This window comes from Paraburkholderia sp. SIMBA_054 (assembly GCF_046534875.1).
In the GTDB taxonomy this organism is placed as follows: domain Bacteria; phylum Pseudomonadota; class Gammaproteobacteria; order Burkholderiales; family Burkholderiaceae; genus Paraburkholderia; species Paraburkholderia hospita.
In genome coordinates, this window is record NZ_JAWRXV010000097.1 from 14,058 (window position 1) to 28,426 (window position 14,369).

The following is a 14,369-nucleotide window of genomic DNA, read 5'->3' on the forward strand; positions in this document are numbered from 1 at the left end:
TCACGTGTCGAGTTGCACTGGTATTGCAGATTGCCGCGCGCATGTCGCGAAGCACATGACAGACGCGCGACGCCATCAGCCGCGCGTGCGCAGCGGCGACAGCAGGCTGCCGATCAGCGACGACGCGACGCTCGACAGGCTCGAGCGCGTCCAGCCGCTCTTCGAACCCGTCGCGCTCCACACGACCTGTCCCGACGCCACGTCGATCAGCTCGAACGTCACGCCCGCGACGGGCTCGCCGTCTACGCCGACCTTGTAGCGCCACTCTTCCACAGCGCCCGTCAGCACGTACTTCACGCGCTGCTCACGCGCCCATGCGAGCTTCTTCTCGCCGATATCGCGCTGCGCGGTGTCGAACATCGCGTTCGCGGATGCATCGACGGGTGCGAGACGCACATCGGCAAAGCCGTTCTGACGCAGCGCATTCGCCGCAATCGCCGCGGCGCTGCTGCCCGCTGCCGGCGTTTCCGTGAAGTTCGCCATCGTCACGACGGCGACGGAGTCCTTCGATTCGATTGCAGGCGAACCCGCCTGGCGAATCGAACCGCATGCGCCCAGCACCAGCGCCGACGCGGCCGCTGCCGCTACCCACTTGATCAAACGTGTCCAGCCGTTGATGTTGCTCATCGAACCACTCCTCAGAAATGTCGTTATCGTCCCGATTCGCCGAATCAGCAGAACCCGAATCAGTAAAACCCGAATCAATAGAACCATTTGTACCGCGCGCCCAGCAACGTGACAGGCGTGCCGATCTTCGACACGCGCTGATGCTGAAGGAACACCGCCAGGTGATCGCCGCCAAACACTGCGCCTGCAATGCCGAGACTCACGTCCGGGCCCCAGCCCTGAATCGAGTCGTGCACGATGCCCACGTCGAAGAACGGACGCCATGCATGCGTGTACTGCTCGAGCAGATCGTTGCCGAAGCCGAAGTAGAAGCCGTATTGCGTGTACGTGTCCGGCATGAAGTCCTGCGGCGACGCAGGCTGCAAGGCGGTCGGCAACAGGCGCGTCATCAGCGCGTCGGCCTGGCCGCTTGCGCCGTAGCCGCCGTGCGTGATCAGCGCGCGCAACGTGTAATCGGGGTAAGTCGTGCGAATGCGGTAGCTCACTTCCGCCGTCGACAGCACGCCGCTGCCGATGTAGTTGCGCGCCTGGCTATAGAAGCGGTCCGCTTCGACACTGCCCGTGAAGGTGATCCGCTCGGTCATCCGATACGTGAGATCGCCGATCACGTTGTCCTTCATGCCACCGACCAGCAGCGTCTGGTTTTCATCCGCGACCTGGTTGCGGCCCGCGCGCACGCCGAGCGTCAGCGGCGAGTTGCGCCCCACTTCGCCCGCGAGATCGAGCGTGTAGAAAGCGGCCGAGCCAACGCGCCGGCCGCCGGTGACCGTGAACGACGTGTCGCGCGTTTGCCGCTCGCCGTAGATGTTGAGCCAGCGGTCGACGGACGGCACGTTGACCAGCTGCGTGATGTCGGTCGAATGCTGGAAGTGCTGCACGGCCGTCACGCCCACCAGATAGCGCTCGGCGATCTTGCGGCTGGCCGCGAGCGTCGTCTCGACGTAATCGAGCGGATGCTCGATATGGTTGACGACATCGGCATCGATCGATTGCGGCCAGTCGAGCGTCGTTTCCGTGACGCGCGTATGCAGGTCGGTGTCTTCCGGCGCACCGTCGAGCGCGTTGAACGCGAGCTGCTGCGCGCGGTCGGGACGGTCGACAGCGATCGTCGCGTCGATGCGGTCGTTGACGGGCAGGCGCGAGCGTTCCACCGCGAGCAGGCGTTCCATCTCGGGGATATCGTTCTCGGCGAGCGCAATGGTCAGTTGCGCATCGGCGGGACGCGACAGGCGCTCCGCGTATTGCTGCGCGAGCCAGCGCTTCGCCAGCGGGTTGCTTTCCTTCGACAGCGCCCATGCCACGGCCACTTCCTTCGCGACGGCGCCGCGCACGCGCGCGTTCTCCGGCAGCCCTGCGCCGTCCAGCGGCGCGCCGCCCGGCAGCCCCTTCGCCGTGCCGATCATCGTGCGGCGTGCGATGGCATTGTCAGCCGATACGGGCCGCGCCGACATCAGGCTGTCGAGCAGCGCTGCGGACGCATCGCCCGTTGCGTATTCGGCCGAGAGCGTCACGCGCCGGCCACGCAGGTCTTCGAGCGTCTCGGCGTCCTGCGCGGTGCGGCCACGCATCGCCGCGCGCTGCGCGCCGTGCAGTTTCACGAGCTGCGCTTCGTCCTGCTGCATCTGCAGCCACACCTTCTTGCGGATCGACCACGCGAGGCCATCGTGCCCCGCCTGCTCCTGCGCGTCGGCATAGGTGAGCAGCCACAGCGGATCGCGAGACATCATCGCCGACTGGCGGCGCAGATATTCGAGCGCGGCGACGGGCCGGTTCAGGCGCATTTCGGCTGCTGCGTACGGCTCCCACAATGCCGAGCTTTGATCGGCACTGCCGCGCCAGCGCTTGAGCGCTTCGCGCAGATCGCCGTCGCTGCCGTAGTCGACCAGCGTCCACAGGTACGCCGCCCGCAGATCGGAACTGGCGCCCGGTAAGTCGACGGCGCGCTTCAGATCGGCGAGCGCCTTCTGCGGTTCGTTGATGAGGCGGTAGTATTCGGCGCGCACGCCGAGCAGCGCGGGCGAGGCTTCCGCCGCTTTGCGCTCGTCGGGCGTGAGGCTCGCGAGCAGCGTCGCGATCCGGTCCATCGCCTGCGCGTCGGTGTAATAGAAGATCGCGTCCTGCAACGCGCGCACCGTGTGATCGCGGCGATAACGCAATTCGGCGACGCGGCCCGCATCGATCGGATACGGATCGTAGAAGTACGTCATGTCGCCGAGGTCTTCGGGCGTCGCCGCGCCGCTCGCGATCAGATGGAAATACGCTTCGTTCGCGTCGTCGTCCCGTTGCAGCAGACGCGCGAGTTCCGCATAGTTGCGCCAGAAGTCCTCGTCGCTATCTTTCGCGCCCGCGCGCGCCGTTTTCAGCGCGGCCAGCGACGCACGATAGTCGCCCTGGCGGTACAGCACGCTCGCCGTGCGCAGCGCCGCATTCGCGTCGTTCGGATGGCGTGCCTGCACCGCGCGATACGTCGCGAGCGCCTGATCGTCATGACCCGCGCGCTCGGCAAGCTGGCCGATGCGTTGATCGATCGCATCGGCGTTCGTCGCGCGCGGCAGCGAGCGCAGGAACGCGAGGCCATCGTCGGGACGACCGAGACGTTCGTACGTTGCCGTCACGTTGTCGATCAGCTTCAGGTCGTTCGGCTTCGCGCGCGCTTCGTGCACGAGCGCCGTCAGATAGGCTTCGTCATCGTCGAGCATCGGCGCGATGCGCAGCACGTTCTGCCAGCCAACCTGATCGTTCGACAGTTGCGCATAGTCGAGCCACGACTTCAGCGCGAGCGACGGATCGCGATTCCATTCGGCGACCTGCGCGAGACGTTTGACCCATTCCACCGAACGCGGATCGCGCTGCACCTGCTGCGCGGCGACTTTCTGCGCGCTCGCCAGATCGCCCGATTCGACGAAGGCCTGAAACACGACGTTCGCGACGCTCGGGTCCGAGCGGACTGCGGAGGCGTCAACGGCGTTCACGCCGCTGGCGGCTTGCGGCGCTTGCGCTGCTGGTGCTACAGGCGCTGCTTGCGTGGCGACGCGGATCACGCGCACTTCGCCCTGCTCTTGCGCCGCTGCCTCACGCATCGCGGCGCGCAGGCTGACGAGCGAGCCGCCATGCCGATATGCGACGGGACCATCCATATACGCATAACCCGCTTGCGCCACGCTGCGCACATGCTCGGCCAGCGGCGACGACGGCTCGGCGAGCGCGTACTTCGCCAGCAGCTTCGCGTACCGGTCTACAGCATCCGGACGATTCGCCGCGCGCGCCAGATTCAGCATCACGATGAGCGTGGCGGGATCGTCAGCGAGCTTGCCGAGATGCGCGTCGGCAGCCGTCAGCGCATCGTCGAGCAGATTGCCTGACTGCAGCGTTCGCACGCCCGCGACGAAGCAACGGCGCTGCTCGTCGCGCGTCTGCGCCGTGGCTTCCTGACGGAACCATGCATCGGCGGCTGCATGATAGTCGCCGACCTGCAGCGCGTAGCGCGTGATCTGCGTGTCCCACTTCGTGCGTCCGTCGGGATCGTTGGCCGACAGACGCGCATACAGATGTGCCGCGAGATCGGGCATGCCAACGGCGGCCGAACGCTGCGCGAGCCACTCCAGATCCTTCGGCGCCCACGGCAGCTTCGCAGCCTGCGTCAGACGCGCGCGCAGCTCTTCAAGCGCGGGCGCGCGGCGCGGGTCTTCTTCGGGAATCGCGAAGGTGCGCTGCTCCGTTACGGACAGATGCAGCATCATCGCGCTGCGAATCATGTCGTCGGTGCCGAGCGCTTCCATGCGCGTGGCGATGCGCTCGGCGTCGTCGGTGCGTCCCAGATACAGATACTGCGCGCCCAGCAACGAGAGGAATTCCTCGTTGTCGGGCCGCACCTTCGACCACGCTTCCAGATACGCGACGCTCAGCTCGCTAGGCGCGCCGACGGACGCGACGCGCTGGCGCAAGCCGCCGCGCGGCGACACGCCGTACATGGTCGCGATCACCACGCCCGTGAGCGTATAGACGAGCCACGTCGGAACGATACGGGGACGTTTGTCGTTCGTTTTATCGTTCACAGCGGATCTCGACGGGCTGATAGTGGGCTTCGAGCGCATTGAGCGCGGGCGTGTCGAAGCGGACGTAGGCGCCGTCGCGTTGCAGTGGCACCGCGCGGCCCGCGATGCTCGCGGTGCAGCTTTGTGCATTCGCGAGCTTCACGAACGGCTGGTAGTAGCTGCCGAACTCGAACGACATGTTCTTGCCGTCGCGTTTGAAATCGCGCACGAAACCATTCGCTTCGGCGATGTACGGCAACGCATCCGCTTTCGACAGCGCACCAGGCGCCGCTGCGCCGGCCCGATCGAACGACACGCGCGCCGCGCCATCGGTGATATGGATGTACGTGCCGTCCGGTCCCGCCGTGTAGCCCGTCACGCCGCGCGACGCGTGCAGATCGGGCGAGGTCGTCAGCGGCCAGTGCAACTCGCGCACTTCGCCGTTGCCGCGCACGATCCAGTCATTCGACTTCGCGTTCGACGCCTCGCTTTGCACCGTGCGCGCGACGGCGAACGAACGCCAGTCGAGCACCTTGTGCGCGTAGTCCGTCATATGTACGGGCAGCACCGGCTGCTTGAGCGCGGCCGCGAAAATCTGGTCGAGCGCGCGCAGCGACGCAACCTTTGTGCCGCTGTACATGTGGTAGTAGATATCGATCGGCTTGAAGCGCAGCGGCTTGTCCGTTAGGTCGAAGGTTTCGAGCACGCGCGTGAAGCCGTAGAACGGGCCAAGCCAGTCGTTGGTGTAGACGTTCTCGTCCTGGTTCGGCGCATAGACCTGATACGCGCCCGGCCCCTTCAGCACGCCGATGGGCGCGATATTGGTCCAGCTGTTCGCGCTCTTCGTGATGACGGTGTCACCGCCGTTCACGTTGTCGACGCCCGCTGCATAGACCTTGCGCACGACGATCGCGGGCGGCTCGCAGTTGCCCGGCCATTGCAGGATCGTCGTCTTCTTGCCCGGGGGCGCGAGACGCGAGTTGATGTAGTCGATCGAACCCGTTACTTCGCGGTCGATATTGAATGTGTAGTTCGGGATGTTCAGCGAGAACGCAGTGTCACCGCCGCCACGATCGATGCGCTCGCCCGTCTTCGCATCGACGTTCTCCCATTCGAACGGATGCGAATACGTGTGCGTGCCGATCGCGACATAAGGCAGCGCGAACATCTTGCGCGCGATCTCTTCGAGTCGCGGCGAGATTTGCGGATACAGGCCCTTCGGCCCCACTTCGCCTTCGATCACCGACAGCGTCATCGGCACCTTGTAGCGCGTGAAGATCTGCTGGAACAGCGCTTCGCCCGAATAGTCGGCGCCGGGAAATTCCGCGCGCGACGCGAAACCATCGCCGTCCACGTGCGACATGAAAAGACGCCGGCCGTTTTCCGTGGTGACGCTCGGCGACGGCATCGGTTGCAGACGCAACGCCTGGCGCAGGAACTCGATCGGCTGAATGGCCCAGCGCTCCTGGCCGATGCCGTTGAGCGAGACGACCGTGTACGGGCTCATCGCGAAGCCGCCCCACGGCGTGATCGCAATCTGGTCGAGCGTCGCTTCGCCGCTCTTCACGCGCAACAACGATTTGCTCGCGCTGCCAACCTGAACGCCCGTCAGATCGCGCGCGCCGAGCTTTGGATCGACTTCGAAGCCAACCATCGGATCGCGCGACACGACATCGATCTTGTCCGCGAACGGCCCTGCCACGGCCTGCAGATCGAGCGCGCGCCCTTCGTCTTCTGCCGCATCGAAACCGAACTGGCCGAGAAACACCATCGGCACGTGCGCGGCGAGACGCGCATCGACCCACGCGCGCCACGCGCCGCTGTTCGGCGTCTCATCGCCCTGCAGCCACGCGACGACGCCCGCATAGCGGTCCGGCGTGATGCCCTCGGGCAACGGCTCGTGGACGTTCGCGTATTCGACGTCGTAGCCGAGATAGTTGAGCGGCGTCGCGAGATCCCGCACGCCGGGCGTTTCGTCGAGCGGCAGGTCTTCGTCGCTGTCCTGCACGATCAGCACCTTGCGCGGCAGCACTTCGATCGCGCCGATGCCGACCGCGTTCAGCGACGCGTTCGTCACGTACGGCGTGACGCCCGCGGCGAGTACCTGCGCAGCCGTGGCGCGCGCACAGGCGCGGTCGTCGGCGGGACAGGTTTCGATCGATACGACGGGCACGCCCGTCGTTTGCGTGAACTGTTGCGCGGCGGCGATGCGCGCGTCGCGCTCGCCTGCCGCGACATTGCCGCTCGCTGCGTCGCGCACGAGCGACGGGCCGATCACCGCATATAGCGCTTTCGCATACGGCAACGCGGACTGCAACGCAGCGTCGCCGCCGATCACGAGACGTGCGTCGGGATGCGCAGCGCGGATTGCATCGACGGCTGCAATGGCCGCTGGCGTGTCGAGCAGGAAGCCGCGATAGCCGCGCGCCCAAAGCGGTTCGATCTGTGCAGCGACAAATGCGTCGGGCGTGCCTTGCGCGGCATCGGCATGCATGCGCGCAAGCCACACGGTATGACGCAGCGGATGCGCGGCGGGATCGAAGCCGCTGGCGGGATCGATCACGACGGCATCGAATGCCTGCAACTCGCCAACGGGCACACGCGAGCCATAGAAGAACGCGAGATTGACGTGCGGCGCCTGTGCGCCGCTCGATGCTTGCGCGTGCAACTGAGTAGACGCCGGAGCTTGGGCCTGCGTCTGCGCATGCGCGGCGACGCCGTGCAGCGCAAGCGCGGCTGTCGCCGTGAGCGCAACCATGCGGGCGTGCGCCAGCGCACGAACGAGAGTGCGCGGTTGCGCCATCATCGTTCTGTACATTCGCGGCTTATCGCCTTGCAATACCCCGTCGAGCGCCGGTCGCGCTTCGAATATCGATTGAATCCCCACTGGCATACGATTTTTTCTTCGGTTTATTACTTTTTTACCGACCGGCTTTAAAGCACCGGTTTTCCCCGGGATTTATGTCCCTACGGCAGCATTGGATGACCAAATGTTAAATACCCGGCCATCCGCCACATGCGGATGAAAATCTGCAGACTGGAAAGATCAGAGGATATGAAGCGCTATCTCTGTGAATCGGCGCGAATTCTAACGCGTCCAACGTCAAAAAAGACGGGTGTCGCAAAAAGATCACGCGACTAAAACCGCTTTAACGACGGGCACAACCGATACCGCATTAATCTGAGAAAGGCTCGCAAACGTTAAACAGATAATAGCGAACGGATATTCGCTTTTCATTATTTTTCAATTCGGCACCAGCGCAATACCCGGTATTTGATGCAGGATGCGGCCATTTTAAAAGTCCAATATTTCGCTATTGAAAGGCGCGCAAACGATTTCGCGGTTGCAACCCATCGCAACTCGCGGCCGCGCGCGAGTTTATGCGATCATCAGCGCATGAACGATCAACGTTATTGGTGCGATCCGCAGCTGCCGTTCGTCGAAAGCCGGCTCGCTTCTCATTCCCGCGCGTGCTATGTGCCGCATACGCACGACACGCTATCGATCGGTGCCGTCGACAGCGGGCATAGCAACTACGCGTGCGGTGACGACCGCGCGCGCCTCGGTCCGGGCAGTCTCGTGCTGATTCCGGCGATGCGGGTCCACTCGTGCAATCCGGATACGCAGAGCGAGTGGAGCTATCAGATGCTTCATCTGGACGTCGCGTGGGCGAGCGCGGTGCTGCGCGAAAGCGGCAGCGCGGACGCCGATGCCGTGCTCGCGCGTCCGTCGATCAACCAGAACCGCGAAGCGTACCTGCGTTACTGTGCGCTCAACCGGCTGTTGTTCTCGAACGCGGATAGCGCCGAGAAGGAAGCGGCACTGATCCTGTTCGTCAGCGAACGTTCGTGGCTCGGCGAGGCGCGCGACGTTCCGCCCGTGCCGCGTATCGCAGCCGGGCGCCTCGCGCGCATCACCGGCCTTCTGCGCGACGCGTACGGCGAGCGCCTGCCCATTGCGCAACTCGCGCAGATGGCAGGCATGAGCCGCTATGCGTTCATTCGCGCGTTCCGCGCCGCGACGGGTATGTCGCCCCATGCGTATCAGCTCGATCTGCGTATCAACGCGGCGCGGCGTCTGTTGCGTCATGGACAAGCGCTCACGGCCATCGCGCATGAGCTTGGTTTCGCGGATCAGGCGCATTTCCAGCGCGCCTTCAAGGAGCGCGTCGCGATGACGCCGGGCGCGTACCGTCGCGCCGCCGTGTCGTAAGCGCCCTTCTGCTTCGCGTCGCGCACTTTTCTTCAATATCTTCGTTCGCCTGTCCAGCAGACTCCCGTCACACATAAGGAGTCGAGATGGGTCTTTCTCTTCAGCAATTCGCGATGGTCGCGGGCGCGCATCTTCTCGCGCTACTCAGCCCCGGCCCGGATTTTTTTCTGATCGCGCGCAGTGCGCTGTTGCGCGGCTGGCGCAAGACGGGCGCCGTGTGCTTCGGCATTGCCTGCGCGAACGGCGTGTTCATCGCCCTCGCGGTCGGCGGGGTTGCGGCGCTGCATCGACATGGGATCGCCTTCGCGCTCGTGCAGGCAGCGGGCTGCGCGTATCTGTTTTATCTCGGCGTATTGATGCTTCGGCATGCAATGGCGGCATCGATTGCGGCGCATGTGCAGGACGGCTCACCTGCGACGCAGACGGGCGCGTGGCATACGCGTTTCGCGATGGGTTTCGCATCCGCGATTCTCAATCCCAAGAACGCGCTCTTTTACGCAAGCCTGTTTGCATTGCTCGCGGCCCGCGACGCGCCGTTCGGCGCACAGATCGTGTACGGCGTATGGATGTTCGCTGCCGTGTTCGGCTGGGATCTGCTCGTCGCGATGGGCATCGGGCATCCGGCCGTGGTCGCGCGCTTCACAAGGCATAGCGCCGCGATCGAACGCGTCACGGGCGTCGTACTGCTCGCGATCGCAGCGAGCGTGCTGACGATGCTCGCGCGCGAGTGGCTATGAGGTCGTTGTAGCAATGACGCTGCGTCGTCGATTGTTATCGATCAATGCTGCAAGCTCATTGATCCCGTCAGGCGCAAACACGCGTATGCCATGCCCTTCGAGCAACGCGGCTGTCACCCCGGATGCGTCGTGCGCGACGCTTGAGAACGTGCCGTCATAGATAAAGCTGCTGCCGCACGATGGACTGCCGTCCGCAAGCAGCGCGTAGCGGCAGTCATGCGCAAGCGCCTGCTGGAGCGCGTGGCGCGCCCCGTCGATGAAAAGCGCTGTTACGTCTGCGCCGGCGTTATCGCGGATGCTAGCCGTGCGGTCCAGCACGTCGCTTCCATTGCGGCGCAACTGGATTTCGGCGGGACGGCGCGGCGTGCCGAAGCCCGCCGCCACTTCCGGACACACGACGACGAGCCGCCCTTCATCGCGCCACATCTGTAGCAGCACGCTTGCGAGCGTCTTCGCGGAACCGTCATATCGCACCGGCGAACCGGCGAGGCACGCGCTAACGAGTATCCTTTCCATGTTGCAAGTAGTGAGTATCACCGGGCCGCAAACGATTGACCGATGCCAGATAGGCACAAGTGTTGCTCCATGCCGTGACGGCGGCGCCTGTATCTGTCGATGCGGTTCCCGCGCGTGGGTCGGTCATCGGACCGATCTGTCCAGCAATCCTTTGGTGGAGGCTTCCATGCTTCGATACGCTGCGATCTTTTTCGTCATCGCCATTATTGCGGCAATCTTCGGGTTTGGCGGCATTGCCGCTGGCGCTGCCGAAATAGCGAAGGTGCTGTTCTTTATCTTTATCGTGATCTTTCTCGTCACGCTGCTCATGGGCGTGATCAGACGATAAGGCTGCGCGCGGGTCTTTTGGGTCTTCACGCGTTAGCGAATTGGTGGACCTTGCCAGCGGACGTGCAATTTATGGTGCGTCCGCTTGCAATACTTTCCTCCCGATAGCATTACGCCCCGCCGCGCGACTCCAGCGCGCTCAGCGCCGCATCCAGCCTTCGCGCGCGGTTCTTTTGAGTGGGAATACGCGCGGCGGCCGACACGTCGTCGACGCGCTTGCGCCAGTACGACAGCGGTATGTGATCCGTGCCGGAAATCCTCGCCAATACGTGCTCGAGATGGTCGAGCGCCGACTCAAGCTGGTGATGGTTCATGCCTTTCCCCGATAACACCGTCCACGCAAACCGACTGCGTGTCGTCGCGGCGGTGTCGAATTGATATGTCCTTCAGGAGGCCACTATACGCTCGCCATCCGGATGACCCATTGGAATCGGCGAGCGCTTGCAGCCCTCGGACGCACAATATGACATCCGGGAAAAATCCCCCGCAAGCCCGCCGTTGCGTATACGAGGAATCCTCATAACTTTCACGCGCTTGTAAAACTGTCATCCTCCGGCGCCAGCCGCGGAATGTCGGGACTGAGATCGTAGTTCAGGAAGCCGAGAATCAGCCGGACCATTTCATCTTCGAACGCATCGGTGCCGAAGTAATGCGGCCGCTCCAGCGCCGTCGCGAGCAGGACGCCGGAGATCGCGCGGAACAACACGAAGCGTGCTTCGTCGCGCTTGATGCGTTTGCCCAGATCCGGGTTCTCGCGGTTCAGCGTACCCGCGATCAATTCGAAGTAGCGCAGCATGCCCTGTCCGATCGCCGTGTCGGGCGCGGCATCCGCCCATTCGGCGCGCAGGATGCTGTAAAGGGGCGGACGGTCGCCGATGAAGGCCGCCGTCGCGCGCATCATGCGGCGCGCGTTCAGGCCCGTGCCGAACGGCGCGGGTTGCATGAGCGCTTCCTTCATCATCGCCGTGAGGCGTTCCAGCTCGCGCCGCGCGAGCGCTTCGATCAACCCATCCTTGTTCGGAAAGTACTGGTAGATCGCGCCGATGCTGAAGCCTGCCGTATCGGCGACGCGCTGTGTCGTCAGCCCTGCCTTGCCATGGGATTCGAGCGTGCGGGCGGCGGCTTCGAGAATACTGTCGAGCGCGAATTCGGCGCGCGCCTGCTTGGGCTGCCGACGCGACGGGTGAGTCGTGGGCAAAGAGACTCCGAGAATGAATGAAGGTTGAAGACGTTGGGTGTGCAACGTGATGTCTCATCGAACCTCGATGCAAGCAGTTTGCATCAACCATGCCGATCATAAAACGCCACGACGCGAAAACGGTGCACGATCCGCCGCAGCGAGGTTATCACGCGGCTCGCCGCCTATCACCGGCGTGGCGTTCTAGACGTGCGCTCGATGAAGTCCAGATCGAGCGCTTCGCAGAGGAAGGTCCGCAATGCGTCGACGGCTGCTTCCTGCGCGCCCGCCGCCTGCCGCACGAACAGGCCGAGGTCGGCGGCAGGCGGCTCCGGCAGGCCGTCGGCGGCACCGAGCACGCGCATCGTGTCGTAACGGATATTGCCGTCGAGCAGCACCGATACGCCCAGCCCCGCTTCGACGGCCGACTGCACGGCGGGCAGGCTCGTGCTCGTGCAGACGACGCGCCACGCAATGCCTGCGCGCCGCAGTACCGTCATCACCTGCTGCTGCCACAGACACGCTCCGCCGAACGCGACGAGCGGCAACGGCGACTGCGGGTCGGCAAGATAACCGCGCGCGCCGACCCAGAAGAGCGGCTGCGTCCACGTGACGAGCGGCGTCGCGTCGACCATCGCGGGATCGCCGACGAGCACATCGAGCGCGCCGTCGTTGAGGCGTTGCGACAGCGCCGCGCTCGCATCCACGACGATCTCCAGCGCAACCTGCGGATGCGCGGCCGAAAAGCGCCGCAACGCGCGTGGCAGGCGGCCCACGGCAACGTCTTCGAGCATACCGAGGCGCACAGTGCCCGCCACGTCGCCGACTTCGAGCGCGCGCCGGGCGTCTTCGCCTGCGCCGAGAATCGCGTGCGCATACGGCAGCAGCCGGTGCCCGGCGTCCGTCAGCCGCACGCCGCGCGGCGAGCGGTCCAGCAGCCGCTGGCCGATGTCGTCTTCCAGCCGGCGCAGCTGCATGCTGACAGCCGCCTGCGTGCGCGCAAGACGCACGGCCGCCGCGCTGACTCCGCCCGTTTCGGCGACCGTCACGAAGGCTCTGAGAAGGCTGCTGTCGAAGTCGCGCATTATTAGCGTCCGTGATAGCGGCATAAGAAATATCAGCTTATCTTAACCCCCGTTTCGTCGATATGATGGGCCTGTCTGTAGTGCGCCCGCTCAAATCCATGAAAAATTCCACGCTTGCCGAACCGATTTCCTTTGACACCGCGCCGCCATCTACCGCGCCGAAACGCCATGTCGGCATGGCTGCGCTGCTCGGCCTGCTGTCGATGTCGTGCGTACAGTTCGGCGCCGCCCTCTCCGCGCCGACCATGGCCGCATTCGGCGCGTTCAGCACGACGTGGCTGCGGCTCGCGTGGGCCGCTGTGATCCTTGCGCTCGTCGTGCGTCCGAAGCTGCGCAGCTACTCGCGCGCGCACTGGTTCGCGGCGGGGGTGCTCGGCGTCGCGATGGCGGGCATGACGCTATGTTTTTTCTCGGCGATCGAGCGCATTCCGCTCGGCCTCGCCGTCGCGATCGACTTTCTCGGCCCGCTGACTGTTGCGACGCTCGGCGTACGGCGCCTGCGCGCGCTGCTGTGGCCGTTGCTGGCCGTCGCGGGCGTGCTGCTGCTCGCGCATGACCGTTCGGGTTGGATTGGCGAGCCCGTCGGCATGCTGCTCGCGGTGGGCGCCGCGTGCGGCTGGGGCAGCTATATCGTGTTGATGAAAAAGACGGGCGCACTGTTCGATGGGCTCGAAGGGCTCTCCGTGTCGCTGATCGCGGCAGCACTCGTCGCGACGCCCTTCGGTCTCATCGAGCACGGCCTGCACATCGCGCCGATGCAGCTCGCCGCTACCGCGGGCCTCGCGGTGCTCGTTCCGCTGCTGCCGTACGCGCTCGAAATGATCGCGCTGCGTCACATGCCTGCGGCGTCGTTCGGAATTCTGATGAGCGTCGAGCCGGCCATCGGTGCGGCTGCGGGCTTTATCGTGCTGCACCAGCCGATGACGGCGCTGCAACTGGCAGGCACGCTGTTCGTCGTGAGCGCGAGTGTCGGCGTGATCGTCACGTCGAAGTGATTCGCGCGTGTCGGGTCTGAATGATGCGGCAAGTGAGCCGTCTACAATCGACGGATCGCATGCCGACCTGCAAGGAACACATCATGACCGACGACGAACGCGCCATTCGCCAACTGATTGATACCTGGCTCGCCGCAAGCAAGGCGGGCGACACGGCAACCGTGCTGAGCCTGATGACCGACGACGCGATCTTCATGGTGCCCGGGCAGAAGCCGTTCGGCAAAGCCGCGTTCATGGCGACGTCCGAAGGACAGAAGAACATCGATATCGACGGTAAGAGCGAGATTCTGGAGCTTCAGGTGCTAGGCGACTGGGCCTTCCTGCGCTCGCAACTCGAAGTCACGATCACGCAGAAGGATGGCTCCGCGCCGCCCGTGCGCCACGCGGGTAACACGCTCACGATTCTGCGCAAGGAAAATGACGGCCGCTGGCTGCTTGCGCGGGATGCGAATCTGCTTGTGGTGCGGGCGTAGTGTTTGTAGGTTTTTTTGGTTGATTGCAGGGGGTTGGGGCTTGGTTGGGCAATAGCTGGCTTTATGCTTCTTTCCCCCTGGCGTTCGCGGTTTGGCTCTCGCTGTTTTCGCTGGCATCCGCGTTTTGCCTTCGTACTTCAAGCGTCGCCCCTGTGCGGGGCGGCACCTACTTTTCTTTGCCGCCG

General features: G+C 64.5%; 12 protein-coding genes. 5 read left to right on the forward strand and 7 right to left on the reverse strand.

The window, feature by feature from the left end; translation table 11 throughout:
- Window positions 1–75 precede the first annotated feature (75 nt).
- The 3 genes from SB822_RS51600 to SB822_RS51610 all read right to left on the reverse strand — a co-directional run bounded on the left by SB822_RS51600 (window position 76) and on the right by SB822_RS51610 (window position 7,554).
- Entirely contained in the window at window positions 76–627 is a 552-nt protein-coding gene (locus tag SB822_RS51600) for a hypothetical protein (RefSeq protein ID WP_007590510.1), read from the reverse strand.
- Between the two features lie 74 nt (window positions 628–701).
- Window positions 702–4,682 (reverse strand): tetratricopeptide repeat protein, encoded by a 3,981-nt coding sequence (locus SB822_RS51605; RefSeq protein WP_410858410.1) that lies wholly within the window; start codon window positions 4,680–4,682, stop codon window positions 702–704.
- Window positions 4,672–7,554, reverse strand: coding sequence for a sugar ABC transporter (locus SB822_RS51610; RefSeq protein WP_410858411.1), 2,883 nt, complete (start codon window positions 7,552–7,554; stop codon window positions 4,672–4,674). The genes SB822_RS51605 and SB822_RS51610 overlap by 11 nt, the downstream gene beginning before the upstream one ends.
- Before the next feature lie 504 nt (window positions 7,555–8,058).
- Here SB822_RS51610 and SB822_RS51615 point away from each other — a divergent pair.
- On the forward strand, window positions 8,059–8,874 hold the full coding sequence (locus SB822_RS51615) for an AraC family transcriptional regulator (RefSeq protein WP_114221575.1): 816 nt from the start codon (window positions 8,059–8,061) through the stop codon (window positions 8,872–8,874).
- Window positions 8,875–8,960: 86 nt separating this feature from the next.
- Window positions 8,961–9,611: a LysE family translocator gene (locus tag SB822_RS51620; protein WP_086910510.1), complete on the forward strand. Its 651-nt coding sequence runs from the start codon at window positions 8,961–8,963 to the stop codon at window positions 9,609–9,611.
- Here SB822_RS51620 and SB822_RS51625 read toward each other — a convergent pair.
- Window positions 9,606–10,127, reverse strand: coding sequence for a DUF523 domain-containing protein (locus tag SB822_RS51625; RefSeq protein ID WP_410858412.1), 522 nt, complete (start codon window positions 10,125–10,127; stop codon window positions 9,606–9,608). The genes SB822_RS51620 and SB822_RS51625 overlap by 6 nt on opposite strands.
- A 166-nt stretch (window positions 10,128–10,293) precedes the next feature.
- Here SB822_RS51625 and SB822_RS51630 point away from each other — a divergent pair, with 166 nt between their 5' ends.
- Window positions 10,294–10,455: a DUF1328 family protein gene (locus tag SB822_RS51630; RefSeq protein ID WP_007590496.1), complete on the forward strand. Its 162-nt coding sequence runs from the start codon at window positions 10,294–10,296 to the stop codon at window positions 10,453–10,455.
- A 109-nt stretch (window positions 10,456–10,564) separates the two neighbouring features.
- On the opposite strand, the gene SB822_RS51635 is transcribed toward SB822_RS51630, so the two are convergent.
- The 3 genes from SB822_RS51635 to SB822_RS51645 all read right to left on the reverse strand — a co-directional run bounded on the left by SB822_RS51635 (window position 10,565) and on the right by SB822_RS51645 (window position 12,716).
- On the reverse strand, window positions 10,565–10,768 hold the full coding sequence (locus SB822_RS51635; protein WP_007590495.1) for a hypothetical protein: 204 nt from the start codon (window positions 10,766–10,768) through the stop codon (window positions 10,565–10,567).
- A 212-nt stretch (window positions 10,769–10,980) separates the two neighbouring features.
- A complete protein-coding gene (locus SB822_RS51640; protein WP_410858413.1) occupies window positions 10,981–11,652 on the reverse strand; it encodes a TetR/AcrR family transcriptional regulator in 672 nt (223 codons plus the stop codon).
- A gap of 167 nt (window positions 11,653–11,819) precedes the next feature.
- On the reverse strand, window positions 11,820–12,716 hold the full coding sequence (locus SB822_RS51645; RefSeq protein WP_410858414.1) for a LysR substrate-binding domain-containing protein: 897 nt from the start codon (window positions 12,714–12,716) through the stop codon (window positions 11,820–11,822).
- Window positions 12,717–12,814: 98 nt separating this feature from the next.
- On the opposite strand from SB822_RS51645, the gene SB822_RS51650 reads away from it, so the two are divergent.
- Window positions 12,815–13,711 carry an EamA family transporter gene (locus SB822_RS51650; protein ID WP_035539505.1) on the forward strand — a complete coding sequence of 299 codons (897 nt, stop codon included), beginning with the start codon at window positions 12,815–12,817 and terminating at the stop codon, window positions 13,709–13,711.
- A gap of 83 nt (window positions 13,712–13,794) precedes the next feature.
- Window positions 13,795–14,184: a YybH family protein gene (locus SB822_RS51655; protein ID WP_039901818.1), complete on the forward strand. Its 390-nt coding sequence runs from the start codon at window positions 13,795–13,797 to the stop codon at window positions 14,182–14,184.
- The last annotated feature ends 185 nt before the right edge of the window (window positions 14,185–14,369 follow it).

Excerpts from the sequence above, each read along its gene's own strand:
- SB822_RS51600 (WP_007590510.1), bottom strand. The coding sequence starts at position 627 with ATGAGCAACATCAACGGCTGGACACGTTTGATCAAGTGGGTAGCGGCA.
- SB822_RS51610 (WP_410858411.1), bottom strand. The coding sequence starts at position 7,554 with ATGCCAGTGGGGATTCAATCGATATTCGAAGCGCGACCGGCGCTCGAC.
- SB822_RS51615 (WP_114221575.1), top strand. The coding sequence starts at position 8,059 with ATGAACGATCAACGTTATTGGTGCGATCCGCAGCTGCCGTTCGTCGAA.
- SB822_RS51620 (WP_086910510.1), top strand. The coding sequence starts at position 8,961 with ATGGGTCTTTCTCTTCAGCAATTCGCGATGGTCGCGGGCGCGCATCTT.
- SB822_RS51625 (WP_410858412.1), bottom strand. The coding sequence starts at position 10,127 with ATGGAAAGGATACTCGTTAGCGCGTGCCTCGCCGGTTCGCCGGTGCGA.
- SB822_RS51630 (WP_007590496.1), top strand. The coding sequence starts at position 10,294 with ATGCTTCGATACGCTGCGATCTTTTTCGTCATCGCCATTATTGCGGCA.
- SB822_RS51635 (WP_007590495.1), bottom strand. The coding sequence starts at position 10,768 with ATGAACCATCACCAGCTTGAGTCGGCGCTCGACCATCTCGAGCACGTA.
- SB822_RS51645 (WP_410858414.1), bottom strand. The coding sequence starts at position 12,716 with ATGCGCGACTTCGACAGCAGCCTTCTCAGAGCCTTCGTGACGGTCGCC.
- SB822_RS51650 (WP_035539505.1), top strand. The coding sequence starts at position 12,815 with ATGAAAAATTCCACGCTTGCCGAACCGATTTCCTTTGACACCGCGCCG.
- SB822_RS51655 (WP_039901818.1), top strand. The coding sequence starts at position 13,795 with ATGACCGACGACGAACGCGCCATTCGCCAACTGATTGATACCTGGCTC.